Source organism: Streptomyces sp. Edi4 (assembly GCF_040253615.1).
Taxonomy (GTDB): domain Bacteria; phylum Actinomycetota; class Actinomycetes; order Streptomycetales; family Streptomycetaceae; genus Streptomyces.
This window is the reverse complement of sequence record NZ_JBEJGY010000004.1, coordinates 1077809-1093255: the sequence shown is the minus strand read 5'-3', so window position 1 is coordinate 1093255 and position 15447 is coordinate 1077809. Positions and strand designations below refer to the sequence as shown.

The window sequence follows — 15447 nt, the reverse complement described above, 5'->3', positions numbered from 1 at the left end:
GCGTACGAGCAAGAGGAATGGGGCGGGGCACGGCCATGATGGGACCAGCGCACTCACTGTCGGGGGCCGCGGCCTGGCTCGGGGTGGGCGCCGCTGCCGCTGCCTGGGGGCACCCCATGCCGTGGCCGGTGCTCGCCGTGGGCGCCCTGATCACGGCGGGCGCGGCGCTCGCGCCCGACCTGGACCACAAGTCGGCGACCATCTCGCGCGCGTTCGGGCCGGTGTCCAAGGCGCTGTGCGGGATCGTCGACGACCTCTCGCACGCGGTCTACAAAGCGACCCGAGGGCCCGGCGACCCCCGGCGCAACGGCGGTCACCGTACGCTGACCCACACGTGGCTGTGGGCCGTCCTGATCGGGGCGGGTGCCTCGGCGGCGGCGGTGTTCGGCGGCCGGTGGGCGGTGCTCGGCATCCTCTTCGTCCATCTGGTCCTCGCGGTGGAGGGGCTGCTGTGGCGGGCCGCGCGGGTCTCCAGCGATGTGCTGGTGTGGCTGCTCGGCGGGACCAGCGCGTGGATCCTGGCGGGGGTGCTCGACGAGCCGGGCAACGGCTCGGACTGGCTCTTCTCCGGCCCCGGCCAGGAGTACCTGTGGCTGGGCCTGCCCATCGTCCTGGGCGCCCTCGTCCACGACATCGGTGACGCCCTGACGGTCTCGGGCTGCCCGATCCTGTGGCCGATCCCGCTCGGCCGCAAGCGGTGGGCTCCGCTGGGGCCGCCGAAGGGGATGCGGTTCCGTGCGGGGAGCTGGGTGGAGCTGAAGGTGTTGATGCCGGTGTTCATGATCCTTGGCGGGGTGGGCGCGGCGGGCGCCCTGAACTTCATCTGACCCCCGCGCCGGTCCGGGCGACGGGTCCGCCCATTCACGCCGTGGCCGTGTGCGGGGCTGGTCGCGCGGTTCCCCGCGCCCCTTTAGGGCTGGCCTTCGGGCAGGTTCGGTGTGGTGTTTTGTCTGCGGGCGGTGCGGGGCCGTTCGCGCAGTTCCCCGCGCCCCTTCACGGCTGGCCTTCGGGCAGATCCCGGCCGGGCAGCACGCGACCCCTTGGGGGCGCGGGGAACTGCGAGACCAGCCACGTGTGGCCTGCGGCGAAGGGGAGCCGGAGGGCCCCCGCTACACGCGACCCGCGGGGAAAGGGGAGCCGGGGCCCCGGCCACACGCGGCTCGCGGGTAGGGGGCGCCGAAGGGCCCCGCCACCCGCCCCCCCGCGGGGGAAACCCGGGTCGGCGCGCGCGGGGCTGGGCTGCCGCGCGCCGCAGGCTATCCGTGCCAGGATTGCCACAGCCCCGCATACGCCCCGCCCGCCGCCACCAGCTCCTCGTGGCTGCCCAGCTCCACGATCCGGCCCCGCTCCACCACCGCGATGACGTCCGCGTCGTGCGCGGTGTGCAGGCGGTGGGCGATCGCCACGACCGTACGGCCGTCCAGGACGCGGGCCAGCGAACGTTCCAGATGGCGGGCCGCGCGCGGGTCGAGCAGGGACGTCGCCTCGTCCAGGACCAGCGTGTGCGGGTCCGCGAGGACCAGGCGGGCCAGGGCGATCTGCTGGGCCTGCGCCGGGGTCAGCGCATGACCGCCGGAGCCGACCTCCGTGGCGAGCCCGTCGTCGAGCCCGCGCGCCCACCCGTCCGCGTCGACCGCCCCGAGCGCCGCCCACAGCTCGGCGTCCTCGGCGCCGGTACGCGCGAGCAGCAGATTGTCGCGGAGCGAGCCCACGAAGACGTGGTGCTCCTGGTTGACCAGCGCCACATGTTCGCGCACCCGCTCCGCCGGCATCCGTGACAGCTCGGCCGCGCCGAGGGTGACCCGGCCGGCGCGCGGCGCGTAGATCCCGGCCATCAGCCGCCCAAGAGTCGACTTGCCCGCTCCGGAAGGACCGACCAGGGCGACCCGGGAGCCCGGGGCCACCGAGAGGGAGACCTCGTGCAGGACGTCCACCCCTTCGCGGTAGCCGAATCGCACCTGGTCCGCCTCGACGTGCCGCCCCCTCGGCCGCACCCCCGCGTCGCCCGCGCCTGGCTCGATCTCCCGCACCCCGACCAGGCGCCCGAGCGAGACCTGCGCCTCCTGGAGCTCGTCGTACCAGCGCAGGATGAGCCCGACCGGCTCGACCAGCATCTGGGCGAGCAGGGCGCCCGTGGTGAGCTGGCCCACTGTCATCCAGTCCTTGAGGACGAAGACCCCGCCGATGGTCAGCACCGACACCATGATCATCATGTGCGTGACGCTGACCACGGGGAACAGCACCGAGCGCAGGAACAGGGTGTACCGCTCCCAGGCCGTCCACTCCTTGACGCGCCGGTCCGAGAGCGCGACGCGGCGCGCGCCCAGGCGGTGCGCCTCGATGGTGCGCCCGGCGTCGACCGTCTCGGTCAGGGCGGAGGCGACCGCCGCGTACCCGGCGGCCTCCGAGCGGTAGGCGGACGGCGCCCGCCGGAAGTACCAGCGGCAGCCCGTCACGAGCACCGGCAGCGCGATCAGGACCGCGAGGGCGAGCGGGGGAGCCGTGACGCCCAGCGCGCCGAGCAGCAGCGCCGCCCACACCACGCCGATGGCCAGCTGCGGCACCGCCTCGCGCATCGCGTTGGCGAGCCGGTCGATGTCCGTGGTGACCCGGGACAACAGATCGCCCGTGCCCGCCCGTTCGAGCACGCCGGGCGGCAGCCCGACCGCTCGCACCAGGAAGTCCTCGCGCAGATCGGCCAGCATCTCCTCGCCGAGCATGCCGCCGCGCAGCCGGACCGTCCGGACGAACACCGCCTGGATGATCAGCGCCACCGCGAACAGGGCCGCCACGCGCCCCAGATGGAGGTCACGGACCCCTGTCGACAGGTCCTCGACGACGCCGCCGAGCAGATAGGGACCGGCCATGGACGCGATCACGGCGACGGCGTTGGCCCCGATCAGCACGGCGAAGGCCGCGCGGTGGCGCCGCAGAAGTTCGCGCGCGTAGGAGCGCACCGTCGCCGGAGTGCCCACCGGCAGGGTGGTGGCCGACTGCGGGGCCGCCGGGTCGTACTCCGGTACCGCCACGCCGATCATGCCGACTCCTCCACTTTCTCCAGGGTCCAAGACACTGCCTTCGGCTCCTCGTGCGTCTCGCGGGTGACCACCGAGCGGTAGCGGACATCGGTGCGGACCAGATCGCGGTGCGTGCCCACCGATGCCACCTCGCCGCCGTCCACGAACACGACCTGCTCGGCGGCGTCGAGCAGCAGGGGCGATGAGGTGAACACGACCGTCGTGCGCCCGGCGCGCAGCCGCTTGATGCCGCCCGCCACGCGCGCCTCGGTGTGCGTGTCGACCGCCGAGGTCGGCTCGTCCAGGACGAGCACGCCGGGGTCCGCCACCAACGACCGCGCGAGCGCGAGCCGTTGGCGCTGTCCACCGGAGAGCGAGCGGCCGCGCTCGGTGATCCGGGTTCCCATCGGGTCCCCGCCGCCGTCGACGGACGCCTGCGCCAGCGCGTCCAGTACGTCCTCGCACTGGGCCGCCGCCAGCGCGTCCGCCGCGTCCACCCGCCCGGACGCCGGTACGTCGAGCAGGTCGCGCAGCGTGCCCGACAGCAGCACCGGGTCCTTGTCCTGGACGAGGACGGCCGCGCGGGCCTCCGCGAGGGCGAGCCCGTCGAGCGCCACCCCGCCCAGCAGCACCGACTCCATCCCGTCCGGCTCGGCGGGGTGACCGCCGAGCCGGTCCGCGAGCCGTCCCGCCGCGTCCGGGTCTCCGCACACCACGGCCGTGAACCGGCCCTCCAACGCGCGCAGTTTGCTCGCCGGGTCGTACAGGTCGCCCGACAGCGGCCCGGACGGCGCCCCTGCCCGCGTCCCGGCCGGGTCGGTGACCCGCTGGAGCGCGAGCACCCGCGCCGCCCGCTTCGCGGAGGGCCGCGAGAACGAGTACGCCATCGCGATCTCCGCGAAGTGCTGCAAGGGGTAGAGCATCAGCGTCACCGCGCTGTACACGGTGACCAGTTCACCCACCGCGATCCGCCCGTCGAGCGCCAGACGCGCGCCGTACAGGACCACCGTGATGAGCAGTAGACCGGGCAGCAGGACCTGGACCGCCGAGATCAGCGACCACATCCGGGCGCTGTGGACGGCCGCCCGGCGGACCTCCTGCGAGGCCTCGCGGTAGCGGCCGAGGAACAGCTCCTCGCCGCCGATGCCGCGCAGCACGCGCAGCCCCGCGACCGTGTCGGACGCCAACTCCGTTGCCCGGCCCGCCTTTTCGCGCTGAGTGTCCGCTCGCCGGGTCGCCTGCGGCAGCAACGGCAGGACGGCCAGGGCGAGTACGGGCACGCCGATGGCGACCACGACGCCGAGGGCGGGCTGGTAGATCACCAGGCCGACACAGATGATCACCAGCGCGGCGGCGGCCGCGGCGAACCGCGACAGCGCCTCGACGAACCATCCGATCTTCTCGACGTCGCCGGTGGAGACCGCGACCACTTCGCCCGCCGCGACCTGCCGGGTGAGCGCCGAACCGAGCTCGGCTGCCTTGCGCGCCAGGAGCTGCTGCACCCGGGCGGCGGAGGTGATCCAGTTGCTGACGGCCGTGCGGTGCAGCATCACTTCGCCGAGCGCGATCGCCACGCCGAGCAGCACGTTGAGGCCGGCCGCAAGCGCGAGCCGGTCGCCCGAGCGGTCCACGGCCGCCTGCACGGCGAGGCCGACGGTCAGCGGCAGACCGGCGATGCCGCACTGGTGCAGCAGGCCCCAGCCGAGCGCCTTGAGCTGGCCGCCGAGCTGGTTGCGCCCCAGCCAGTACAGAAACCGGGGGCCCGAGCGGACGTCCGGCTCACCCGGATCCGTATAGGGAAGATCGCGAATGTGCATGACGTCCCGGAATTCCTCGCGTCGAGTGGCTGGAGTCGTGCCAGGTTCGCGTTTTCCCGGTGCGGATTTCAAACGGTTTTTCCGCGTTGGGGCACAGAATCCGCCATGTCCGGGCGCCCGGGTCTGGCGCGGGGCGCGCGCTCGCGCTTCACTCCTGGTCCATGAGACGACGAAGGATCATGTCCATGCTCGGCGGCCTCACCCTGGCCGCCGCCCTGGCGCTCGGCGCGGGTCCGGCGGCCGCCGCTGCCCCGCCCACCGAGTTCGGCACCGACTGGCACGACCCGCTGACCGCGGCGCCCCCGGTCGCCACCCCGCACACGAAGTCCTGCCAAGTCACCATCGCCGAGACCCAGTTCCGCGACTACACGCCCTACCGGGGCAGTTACGCACCCCCCAAGGGCTGCGGCGACCGGTGGAGCAAGGTGGTGCTGCGCCTCGACGGCAAGGTCAAGGGGCGTCAGTACGACCGGCTCGGCTATCTGCACGTGGGCGGCGTCGAGGTGTTGCGCACCTCGACGCCGGAACCCTCGGCGGACGGCATCGCCTGGAACGTCGAGAAGGACGTCACCCGCTACAGCTCCACCTTCCGCTCCGCCCAGCCCGTCGAGATGCTCATCGGCAACACCGTGGACGACACCTACACCGGCGTCATCGACGTCAAGGTGACCCTCACCTTCTACGCCGCCGACGCCCGGACCGCGCCCGCGGCCACCCCCGACCAGGTGCTCGCCCTCGACACCGCGCGGGTCACCACTCCGCGCAACTCCGAACGCCTGCTCGCCGAGGTGTACGCCACCGGCTCCGGCGGCGGCTGCGAGGAGTTCTGGTATCTCGCGGTCCCCGACCCCGCCGCCTACTCCTGCAAGGCGCAGGCCGGGCCCAACCGCGAGGTGCAGATCAAGGTCGACGGCCAACTCGCCGGCATAGCGGCCCCGTTCCCCACCGTATGGACGGGCGGCTGGTCCAACCCCTTCCTCTGGTACGTCGTGCCCGCCCCGCGCGCCTTCGACGTCCAGCCCGTCACCTACGACCTGACGCCGTACGCCGCGATGCTCAACGACGGGCGTCCGCACCAGGTGGAGGTTTCGGTCGCAGGGGTGCCCGCCGGGCAGGCCGGCTGGTCCACGCCCACCAACCTGCTCATCTGGCAGGACCCGGGGCGCAAGATCGTCACCGGCGCCCTCACCCGTCACGACGAGACGGAGCCGGTCAACTCGACCACGTACAAGCCGGGTTCGCCCGAACTGCGTCTCGACGCCCACAGCAGCCACCGCCTTACCACGGCCGGCTACCTCGACACCTCCCACGGCCGCGTCACCACGACGGTGACGCGCTCGGTGGCCGGCGACTCGGTCCACCGCTGGACGGAGGGCGAGAACACCGACGCGCTGAAGGGGAGTTGGCGCGACGAGGAGAGCGTGACGACCAAGGGGCGCGGTCCGGCGGTGACCGACCGCGACGACCGGACCTACACGATGGACGGTACGACGACCATCGCCACGGACGGCCGCCTGCGCACCGTCATCACCCTCGGCGACCGCGCGGACGCGCTCACCCTGCGCGGTGCGCGCCCCACCGCCTTCTCCCACCTCGACGACACCTATCAGGGTGACGCGGCCTGGACCATGAACGTGCCGCGCGATCAGCGCCACGCGGTCGGCACCTCGGCCGAGCGCTACCGCCTGTACGGCTCGGACGGGTGCTACGACCGCGGCCTCAAGACGGCACAGGGCGCCCTGACGCAGGACGTCCGGCACTGCTGAGCCGCCAAGGCGGGCGACCGGGACCCCGCCCGGACCAGGGGGCCGGCGCCCGCCCCGCCCTCAGGCCCCGGCGGGCTTGGCGGAGTCCATTCCAGGGCGGGGCTTCTTCCACTCGCCCCGGGTGAAGTCGGGGATCTCCTGCGGCAGGCCCCGCTGTTTGATGGACAGATGGCTCAGCGGCACCGGCGCGGTCCAGGTCGCCGCGTCGTACACGTCGAAGTCCGGCACGAGCCCGAGGCGCATGCACTGCGTCAGGCGGAACACCAGCATGTAGTCCATCCCGCCGTGGGTGCCCGGCGGATGGGCGTGCTCCTTCCACAGCCAGTGGTCCCACTCGGCGTACGTCGAGAAGTCGCCCCACGCGTCGTCGTGGTGATCGCTCTCCAGGTAGATCCGCTCGGGATAGTCCTCGAAGAGCCCCTTGGTGCCGGCGAGGCTGTTGATCCGGCTGTAGGGGTGCGGCGTCGACACGTCGTGCTCGAGCCGGATCACGCGCCCCTTGGCGGTCTCCACGAGGCTGATGGTGCGATCGCTGCCGATGTACGTCTCCTTCCAGCTCGGGTCGCCGGCGGGCATGTGGGCTGCCCGGTACTGCGCGAGGCCGAGCGAGGGCGTCCCGACGCTGACGATGCTCACGGCGCGGTCGCCCCGGTTGAGGTCCATGTAGTTGGCGACAGGGCCGAAGCCGTGGTTGGGGTAGAGGTCGCCGCGCAGCCGGGTGTGCCACAGCCGGCGCCAGGGGCCTTCGTAGTAGGCCGGGTCGAACATCATGGCGCGCAGATCGTGGTTGTACGCGCCCGCGCCGTGCAGCAGATCCCCGAACTTGCCCGCGTGCGCCATGCGAAGGACCCGCATCTCGTTGCGCCCGTAGCAGCAGTTCTCCAGCTGCACGCAGTGCCTTCGGGTCCGCTCGGAGAGGTCCACGAGTTCCCACAGCTGGTCGAGTTGGAGCGCGAGCGGGCACTCCACTCCGACATGGACGCCGTTCAGGAGGGCGGACTTCGCGATCTCGAAGTGGGAGTCCCAGGGGGTGGCGACATGCGCGAAGTCCACGTCGCCGCGCTGGAGCAACTGGGCGTAGTCGTCCTCGCCGTGGACGTACACGGTGGGCGCGGGCTGTCCAGCGGCCGCCACCTTGGCGGCGGCACGCTCGGCCTTCGCCTTCACCGGATCGCACAGCGCGACCACGGCGACCCCCGGTACGGCCAGATACAGATCGAGCATCGCGGCGCCCCGGTTGCCGAGACCGATCATCGCGATCCGCACCGTGGAGCGCCGCTCGAAGGGCACCCCGATCATGGTCTCGCCCTGGCGGGGCGGTGTCGCCGCCGGCGGCCGGCCCGCGTGCTGGGCCGCCGTGGCCGGTGTCGTGGTCACGCCGAGCCCCATGCCGGCGCTCGCGGCGCCCGCGGCGCCCGCGCCCCGCAGGACGGAGCGGCGGCTGACGTCGTGGTGCTCCGATGCTGCCTCGTTCAACGAGTCTCCAGGTGATCGACCGGATGTGGACTCTTGATACCGGTCGCTGGGCGCCTGGTGACGCTTCATCGGGGGGCCGCGAGGTGCGTGTCGCTCAGCAGCGGCCCTGCGGTGCGCCGTCCATCAGGGTGGTCAGGAGTTCACCGAGGACCGCACGCTGGCCGGCGGTCAAAGGGGCCAGGATCTCCTCCGCCGCGCCCCGGCGCGCGCCCCGCAGCGCGCGCAGCGTGGCGCGGCCCGCGTCGGTGAGCTCGATGCGGATCACCCGGCGGTTGGCGGGATCGGGCACCCGGCGCACGTGGCCGCTCTCCTCCAGGGCGTCGACCAGGGTGGTCACGGCGCGCGGGACGACCTCCAGACGCGCGGCGAGATCGGCCATGCGCGGCGGCTCGTTCCAGTGCGCGACCGTGCGCAGCAGCCGGGACTGCGCGGGCGTGATGCCGACCGGCTCCAAGTGGTGTTTCTGGATGCGGTGCAGTCGGCGGGTCAGCCGCAGCAACTGCTCGGCCAGCAGGCCGTCGGCGTCGGCGGCCGCGTCGGTACCGACGGCGGGGCGGACGGCTGGGCGGACGGTTGGGGCGGCCCGGGAGATGTGTGGCTGCATACGGGAACAATAACAGGACCTCGTTCATTGTGAGTATAGGTAACAATGAGCTATGATCCCGAAGTCGCCGCCGCTCCGCCTCCGTGCGGGCGCCCTCACCCCTGTCGAAGGAGCCCATGCGCCCCGAACAATCCACCTGGACACCCCCGCCCCGTGGCACCGAGCCGAAGGAGCCGGCCCAGATCCGCCGCATCCTCGGCCTGTTCCGCCCCTACCGGGGCCGTCTCGCCGTCGTGGGGCTGCTCGTCGCCGCGTCCTCGCTCGTCTCGGTGGCCACGCCGTTCCTGCTCCGCGAAATCCTCGACGTCGCCATCCCGCGCGGCCGCACGGGCCTGCTGAGCCTGCTCGCCCTCGGCATGATCGGCACGGCGGTCCTCACCAGCGTCTTCGGCGTCCTCCAGACGTTGATCAGCACCACCGTCGGCCAGCGCGTCATGCACGATCTGCGGACGGCGGTCTACGCGCAGCTCCAGCGCATGCCGCTCGCCTTCTTCACGCGGACCCGCACCGGCGAGGTGCAGTCCCGCATCGCCAACGACATCGGCGGCATGCAGGCGACCGTCACCTCCACCGCCACTTCCCTGGTCTCCAATCTGACGGCCGTCGTCGCCTCCGTCGTGGCCATGCTCGCGCTCGACTGGCGCCTGACCTGCGTCTCGCTGCTGCTGCTTCCGGTCTTCGTCTGGATCAGCCGCCGCGTGGGCCGCGAACGCAAGAAGATCACCACCCAGCGTCAGAAGCAGATGGCCGCCATGGCCGCCGAGGTCACCGAATCACTCTCGGTCAGCGGCATCCTGCTGGGCCGCACCATGGGCCGCACCGACTCGCTGACCAAGAACTTCGCCGCCGAGTCCGAGCTCCTTGTCGACCTCGAAGTCCGCTCCAACATGGCCGGGCGCTGGCGCATGTCCACCATCGGCATCGTTATGGCCGCCATGCCCGCCGTCATCTACTGGGCGGCCGGCCTGACCCTGGAGACCGGCGGCCCCTCCGTCTCCATCGGCACCCTCGTCGCCTTCGTCTCGCTCCAGCAGGGCCTGTTCCGGCCCGCCGTGAGCCTGCTGTCCACGGGCGTGCAGATGCAGACCTCGCTCGCCCTCTTCCAGCGGATCTTCGAATACCTCGACCTTCCGGTGGACATCACCGAGCCCGACGAGCCGGTCCATCTGGACGCGGCGCGCGGCACGGTCCGCTTCGATAACGTCGACTTCCGCTACGACGAGCAGCAGGAGCGCCCCACGCTTTCGGGTATCGACCTGACCGTTCCGGCAGGCAGCAGCCTCGCCGTCGTCGGCCCCACCGGCTCCGGCAAGTCCACGCTCAGCTATCTGGTGCCGCGCCTGTACGACGTCACCGGCGGCCGCGTCACGCTGGACGGGGTGGACGTGCGCGAACTCGACTTCGACAGCCTGGCCCGCGCGATCGGCGTGGTCTCCCAGGAGACGTACCTCTTCCACGCCTCGGTCGCCGAGAACCTGCGCTTCGCCAAGCCCGAGGCCGGCGACGAGGAACTGGAGGCGGCCGCCCGCGCGGCCCAGATCCACGACCACATCGTCTCGCTGCCGGACGGCTACGACACCCTGGTGGGTGAGCGTGGCTACCGGTTCTCCGGCGGGGAGAAGCAGCGCCTGGCGATCGCCCGGACGATCCTGCGCGATCCGCCGGTCCTGATCCTCGACGAGGCGACCAGCGCGCTCGACACCCGGACCGAACACGCGGTGCAGCGGGCCATCGACGCGCTCTCCGAGGGCCGCACCACCATCACCATCGCCCACCGGCTCTCCACCGTGCGCGACGCGGACCAGATCGTCGTACTCGACGCGGGCGTGATCGTCGAGCGCGGCACCCACGAGGAACTGCTCGACCAGGACGGCAGATATGCCGCGCTGGTGCGCAGGGACGCCGAGCCGGCCCCCGCCCGCAGCTGAGGCCGCGCGCCGGGGGCTCGCACACGGCGACGCCGCCGCTCCCGTGGGACGGGGAACGGCGGCGCCGGGCATGAGCAGCGTCAGACGAGCCAGCCGAGGAAGTGGAAGACGCCGGCGAGCAGGTCGGTGATCAGGTTCATGATGGTGCTTTCTGCTGGTGTGGAGGCATCAGGGCGATGCCGTCGTGGGACTGCGCGAGCCCGGTCTCCAGACCGTCGCTTGCGCCCCTCAAGCATCCGTCGCCACAAGGGAGTTGGGCAACGAAAGCCGGGACGATCACGCGTACCGGCGAACATCCGATCCCCTGTTCGTGTGTTCGCCAGGACCGAGGCCGAGGCTGAGCGCGACGCGCGTCGCATACTGTCGGGTGCCCGATATGTCCCAAATTTAGGGGTAGCGTGCCGCCATGAGTGCGACCTCGTACGGCCGAAGGCCCCGGCTGACCCGGCGCGGCCGGCTGTTTCTGCTGCTGCTCGCGCTGCTCGCGGTGGCCGGCGCGGCGCTGTTGCTGGTGCTGCGGGAGTCCGGCGCCCCGGCCAGGAGCCTGGTCGTCCCCGAGGGATGGCGGGCGAGCCAGGTGTACGCGGCACTCGACCAGCGCCTCCATCTGCCGCCCGGCACCACCAAGAAGGCCGCAGCCACGACGGACCTGAAGCTTCCGGCCGAGGCCAAGGGCAACCCCGAGGGCTATCTCTACCCGGCCACCTATCCCGTCAAGGAGGACGCGACCCCTGGCGGCCTGCTCGCCTATATGGTCGCGACCGCCAAGGGGCGTTTCGGGCAGGACCGGATCACCGAGGGCGCCCGGAGCAGCGGCCTGACGGTCTACCAGCTGGTGACCATCGCGGGGATCGTGCAGGCGGAGGCGGACTCGGCGGCCGACATGGGCAAGGTCGCCCGGGTCATCCGCAACCGTCTGGGCCAAGGCATGCCGCTTCAGATGGACTCGACGCTGAACTACGCGCTCAACCGCTCGACGCCGGCCACCACCACGCGCGACACCAAGACCGACAGCCCCTACAACACCTATGAGCACAAGGGTCTGCCGCCGACCCCCATCGGCAACCCGGGGCAACAGGCGCTGGACGCCGCGATCCGTCCCACCCCCGGCAACTGGCTGTACTTCGTGACCGTGGCGCCCGGCGACACCCGCTTCACCGACAGCTACGCCCAACATCTCCTGAACGTAAGGGAGTTCAACGAGAACCAGAAGCAGCGGAGCGGTTCCGTCTGATCACGCCGTGGCCGGCGCCCGCACCGGCGCGGGCGCCCGCTCGCCGGCCGGCCCGTGCTCGCTCGCCAGGAGCCGTCCGATCTCCCGCGCCGCCGCCCGGCCCGCCCGGTTGGCGCCGATCGTCGAGGCCGAGGGGCCGTAGCCGACCAGATGGATCCGCTCGTCCCTGACCGCCTTGGTCCCTTCGAGCCGGATGCCGCCGCCCGGCTCGCGCAGCCCCAGCGGACCGAGATGGCCGATGGCCGCACGGAAACCGGTCGCCCAGAGGATGACGTCGGCCGCCACGCTCCGCCCGTCGTCCCAGACCACGGCGTGCTCGGTGATCCGGTCGAACATCGGCAGCCGGTCGAGGATCCCCTTGGCCCGCGCCGCCCGCACCGCGTCGTTCAACGGCAGCCCGGTCACCGAGACCACGCTCATCGGCGCGAGCCCGAGCCGCACACGCTCCTCGACCATCGCCACGGCCCGCCGCCCGGCCTCCTCGTCGAAGGGGCCCTCGCGGAAGACCGGCGGCCTGCGCGTCACCCACGTCGTGTCCGCGGCCACCTCGGCGATCTCCATCAGGTGCTGGGTGCCCGAGGCCCCGCCGCCGACCACGATCACCCGAAGCCCCGCGAAGGCGTCGGGACCCGGATAGTCCGCCGTGTGCAACTGCCGCCCCCGGAACGTCTCTTGACCCGGATAGCGCGGCCAGAACGGCCGGTCCCAGGTCCCGGTCGCGTTGATCAGCGCACGCGTCGCGAAGGCGCCATCGGACGTCTCGACGAGCAGCCGACCGCCCTCGCCCTCACGTACGGCGCTCACCTCGACCGGCCGGCGCACCCGCAGGCCGAAACGGTCCTCGTACGCGGCGAAATACTCCCCGATCACCTCGGACGACGGGCGCTCGGCGGCCGCCCCGGTCAGCTCCATGCCGGGCAGGGCGTGCATCCCGTGGACCTTGCCGTAGGTGAGCGAGGGCCAGCGGAACTGCCAGGCTCCGCCCGGCCGGGGCGCGTGGTCGAGCACCACGAAGTCGCGGTCGGGCACGAGACCGGCCCGCCGCAGGTGGTAGGCGCCGGACAGACCCGCCTGCCCGGCGCCTATGACCACCACGTCCACCTCGCGCACCCCGGTGTAGTTCACGGTTCTACCAACCACGCGGAGTGCGGAGATCTTCCCCGGACGTTTCGCCGTAGGGACGGCTCAGCGGCCGCCTCCCCCCAGGAGCGGCGCCCCGCCCGGCGCGGAGGCCGGCCGGCCGCTCGCGTCGGGCACCCCGAGCAGCGGGGAGGCCGGGATTTTCGTGAGGAGCCCACGCGCCGCGAGCTCCGGCGTCACGCCCTCGCCGAACCAGTACGCCTCCTCCAGATGCGGGTAGCCGGAGAGCACGAAGTGCTCGATGCCGAGCTCGTGGTACTCCTCGATCCGGTCGGCCACCTCGCCATGGCTGCCGACCAGCGCCGTGCCCGCCCCGCCCCGTACGAGACCCACGCCGGCCCACAGATTGGGCGAGATCTCCAGGTTGTCGCGCGAGCCGCCGTGCAGCGCGAGCATCCGCCGCTGGCCCACCGACTCGCTCCTGCCCAGCGCCTCCTGCGCCGCCGCGATCGTCTCCGCGTCGAGGTCGCCGAGCAGCCGGTCGGCCGTCGCCCACGCCTCACGCGAGGAGTCACGCGAGATGGTGTGCAGCCGGATGCCGAACCGCACCGTGCGCCCGCGCTCGCGCGCGAGTTCCCGGATCCAGTCGATCTTCTGCTTCACCTGCGCGGGCGGCTCGCCCCAGGTCAGATACACATCCGCGTGTCCGGCGGCCACCGGGCCCGCGGCCGGCGACGAGCCCCCGAAGAAGATCTCCGGCAGCGGGTCAGGCGGCAGCGCGGTCAGCGCGCCCTCCACCTGGTAGTGCTCGCCGGTGAAGTCATAGGGCTGCCCGCGCCAGGCGCCGCGTAGCACCGTGAGGAATTCTCCGGTCCGCGCGTAGCGACGGTCGTGATCGAGGTGGTCGCCGAAGCGGCGCTGTTCGGTGGAGTCGCCGCCCGTCACCACGTTCAGAAGCAGCCGGCCGCGTGTGACGCGCTGGTAGGTGGCCGCCATCTGCGCGGCGAGCACGGGGGAGATGACGCCCGGCCTGAACGCGACGAGGAACTTCAGGCGCTCGGTGTGCTGGGCGAGCGCGGCCGTGGTCAGCCACGCGTCCTCGCACCACGTGCCCGTGGGCGTCAGAACCGCCTCGAAGCCCAAGTGCTCGGCCGCCTTGGCTATTTGGACCAGATAGTCGATATCGGGCGCGCGTACTCCGCTGACGGGCCCCCGACGGGAACGCCCGACGCCACCGTCGGTGTAGGCGTGACGGTCGACCAGGGTCCGGCCGTCGCCGCCGGTGGGCAGGAACCAGTGCAGATGAACGGTCATCGGGAAGAGGCCTTTCCGTACGAACGGGGGGCGGTGGTGGAGGGCGGCAGTGTGCCGTTGAACCGGGTGTCGACGTAGTCCTGGAAGGAGAAGCGGCGCGGGATCAGCGACAGATCGGCGAAGGTGTCGGCGATACGCTGCTCCGAGGCGACCGCCGCCGCGTCCACGGCGACCGCGACGCGCGTGCCGTTGCTGCGCCGCACCGAGTCAAGGGCCACTTCGTAGGGCAGCCCGGTCTCCTTCGACCAGACCTTGGCCCATGCCTCGGGGTGCTGGAACACCCAGTCCTGGGCGCGGTTGAGACGCTTGAGGTAGTCGCCCACGGCTTTTGCCTTCGCCGGGTCGGCCAGCGCGGACGGCGCCGCGACCTGGAACCCGAGACCGTTGGTGACCCCTGCCCCGGTCGCGAGGACACGGCCCTTCTTCGCGTGCAGGACCTGGGAGGTGTAGGGGTCCCACACCGCCCAGGCATCGACCTTGCCACGGCTGAAGGCCGCCAGTGCGTCGGCCGGCTGGAGGTAGCTGAGCTTGACGTCGCCGATGCCGAGGCCGGCCTTCTTCAGCGTGGCCAGCAGCTGGTAGTGGGCGGAGCTGCCCTGGGCCACCGCGATCGACTTGCCCTTGAGGTCCCCGGGCTGTCGCAGCGGCGAATCCTCGGGAACGAGGATCGTCTCGCCGTCGGATGAGCCGTGGCTCGCCGCCACGACTTTGATCCTGGAGCCGGCGCCGGCGGCGAACACCGGAGGCGTGTTGCCGACCCCGCCGATGTCGACGGCCTTGGCGTTGACGGCTTCGAGCAGTGGGGGTCCCGAGGTGAACGTGGACCACTTGATCTTGTAGTCCAGGTGGTCGAGCTCCCCGGCAGCCTTCAGGACGGCCTGCGAACCGCCTTTCTGGTCACCGACGTTGAGCGTGACCGCGCCGGAGCCGGAGCCCGAGCGGGAGCCGGCCCGGGCGTCGGCGGCCGAGTTCCCGCCGCAGGCGGCGAGGACCAGGGTGAGCGGGAGGAGCAGGGCAGGCAGGGTGGGCAGGGCGCGCAGGGTGGGGCGTCGCATGGGTACGTCGTTCCTTCGGGGAGGCCGGGATGGTGGGAGAGGTCGGGAGGAGGTCAGGAGGAGGTCGGGAGCTGGGGAGGAGGTCGGGGGTGGTGAGGCCGGAGGGTGAGGTCGGGGGTCCGGTAGGACGGGGTTGGCGAGGTCGGGGGTTGGTGA

At 72.2% G+C, this 15447-nt stretch carries 11 protein-coding genes; 4 read left to right on the top strand and 7 right to left on the bottom strand.

Features of this window, described 5'->3' with window-relative positions; genetic code table 11:
- Positions 1-35 precede the first annotated feature (35 nt).
- Entirely contained in the window at positions 36-827 is a 792-nt protein-coding gene (locus ABR738_RS06955; protein ID WP_350229095.1) for a metal-dependent hydrolase, read from the top strand.
- Positions 828-1256: 429 nt separating this feature from the next.
- Here ABR738_RS06955 and ABR738_RS06950 read toward each other — a convergent pair whose 3' ends face one another.
- Positions 1257-3038 carry an ABC transporter ATP-binding protein gene (locus tag ABR738_RS06950; protein WP_350229094.1) on the bottom strand — a complete coding sequence of 594 codons (1782 nt, stop codon included), beginning with the start codon at positions 3036-3038 and terminating at the stop codon, positions 1257-1259.
- Positions 3035-4834, bottom strand: a complete 1800-nt coding sequence (locus tag ABR738_RS06945; protein ID WP_350229093.1) for an ABC transporter transmembrane domain-containing protein — start codon at positions 4832-4834, stop codon at positions 3035-3037. The genes ABR738_RS06950 and ABR738_RS06945 overlap by 4 nt, the downstream gene beginning before the upstream one ends.
- Positions 4835-4995: 161 nt before the next feature.
- Here ABR738_RS06945 and ABR738_RS06940 point away from each other — a divergent pair, with 161 nt between their 5' ends.
- Complete coding sequence (locus ABR738_RS06940) at positions 4996-6600, top strand: peptide-N4-asparagine amidase (RefSeq protein ID WP_350229092.1); 1605 nt, start codon at positions 4996-4998, stop codon at positions 6598-6600.
- 60 nt (positions 6601-6660) lie between these two features.
- On the opposite strand, the gene ABR738_RS06935 is transcribed toward ABR738_RS06940, so the two are convergent.
- Together ABR738_RS06935 and ABR738_RS06930 are read right to left on the bottom strand one after the other, a co-directional pair.
- Entirely contained in the window at positions 6661-8145 is a 1485-nt protein-coding gene (locus ABR738_RS06935; RefSeq protein WP_502964046.1) for a Gfo/Idh/MocA family protein, read from the bottom strand.
- 25 nt (positions 8146-8170) lie between these two features.
- Entirely contained in the window at positions 8171-8680 is a 510-nt protein-coding gene (locus tag ABR738_RS06930) for a MarR family winged helix-turn-helix transcriptional regulator (RefSeq protein ID WP_350229090.1), read from the bottom strand.
- A gap of 116 nt (positions 8681-8796) precedes the next feature.
- On the opposite strand from ABR738_RS06930, the gene ABR738_RS06925 reads away from it, so the two are divergent.
- Positions 8797-10608 carry an ABC transporter ATP-binding protein gene (locus tag ABR738_RS06925; RefSeq protein ID WP_350229089.1) on the top strand — a complete coding sequence of 604 codons (1812 nt, stop codon included), beginning with the start codon at positions 8797-8799 and terminating at the stop codon, positions 10606-10608.
- A gap of 406 nt (positions 10609-11014) precedes the next feature.
- Positions 11015-11842 (top strand): endolytic transglycosylase MltG, encoded by an 828-nt coding sequence (mltG, locus tag ABR738_RS06920; RefSeq protein WP_350229088.1) that lies wholly within the window; start codon positions 11015-11017, stop codon positions 11840-11842.
- On the opposite strand, the gene ABR738_RS06915 is transcribed toward mltG, so the two are convergent.
- From ABR738_RS06915 to ABR738_RS06905, 3 genes are read right to left on the bottom strand one after another with little or no spacing between them, the layout of a single operon-like run.
- Entirely contained in the window at positions 11843-12967 is a 1125-nt protein-coding gene (locus tag ABR738_RS06915; protein WP_502964045.1) for an NAD(P)-binding domain-containing protein, read from the bottom strand.
- Between the two features lie 60 nt (positions 12968-13027).
- Positions 13028-14236 (bottom strand): LLM class flavin-dependent oxidoreductase, encoded by a 1209-nt coding sequence (locus ABR738_RS06910; protein WP_350229087.1) that lies wholly within the window; start codon positions 14234-14236, stop codon positions 13028-13030.
- Entirely contained in the window at positions 14233-15291 is a 1059-nt protein-coding gene (locus ABR738_RS06905; protein ID WP_350229086.1) for an ABC transporter substrate-binding protein, read from the bottom strand. The genes ABR738_RS06910 and ABR738_RS06905 overlap by 4 nt, the downstream gene beginning before the upstream one ends.
- Between the last annotated feature and the right edge of the window lie 156 nt (positions 15292-15447).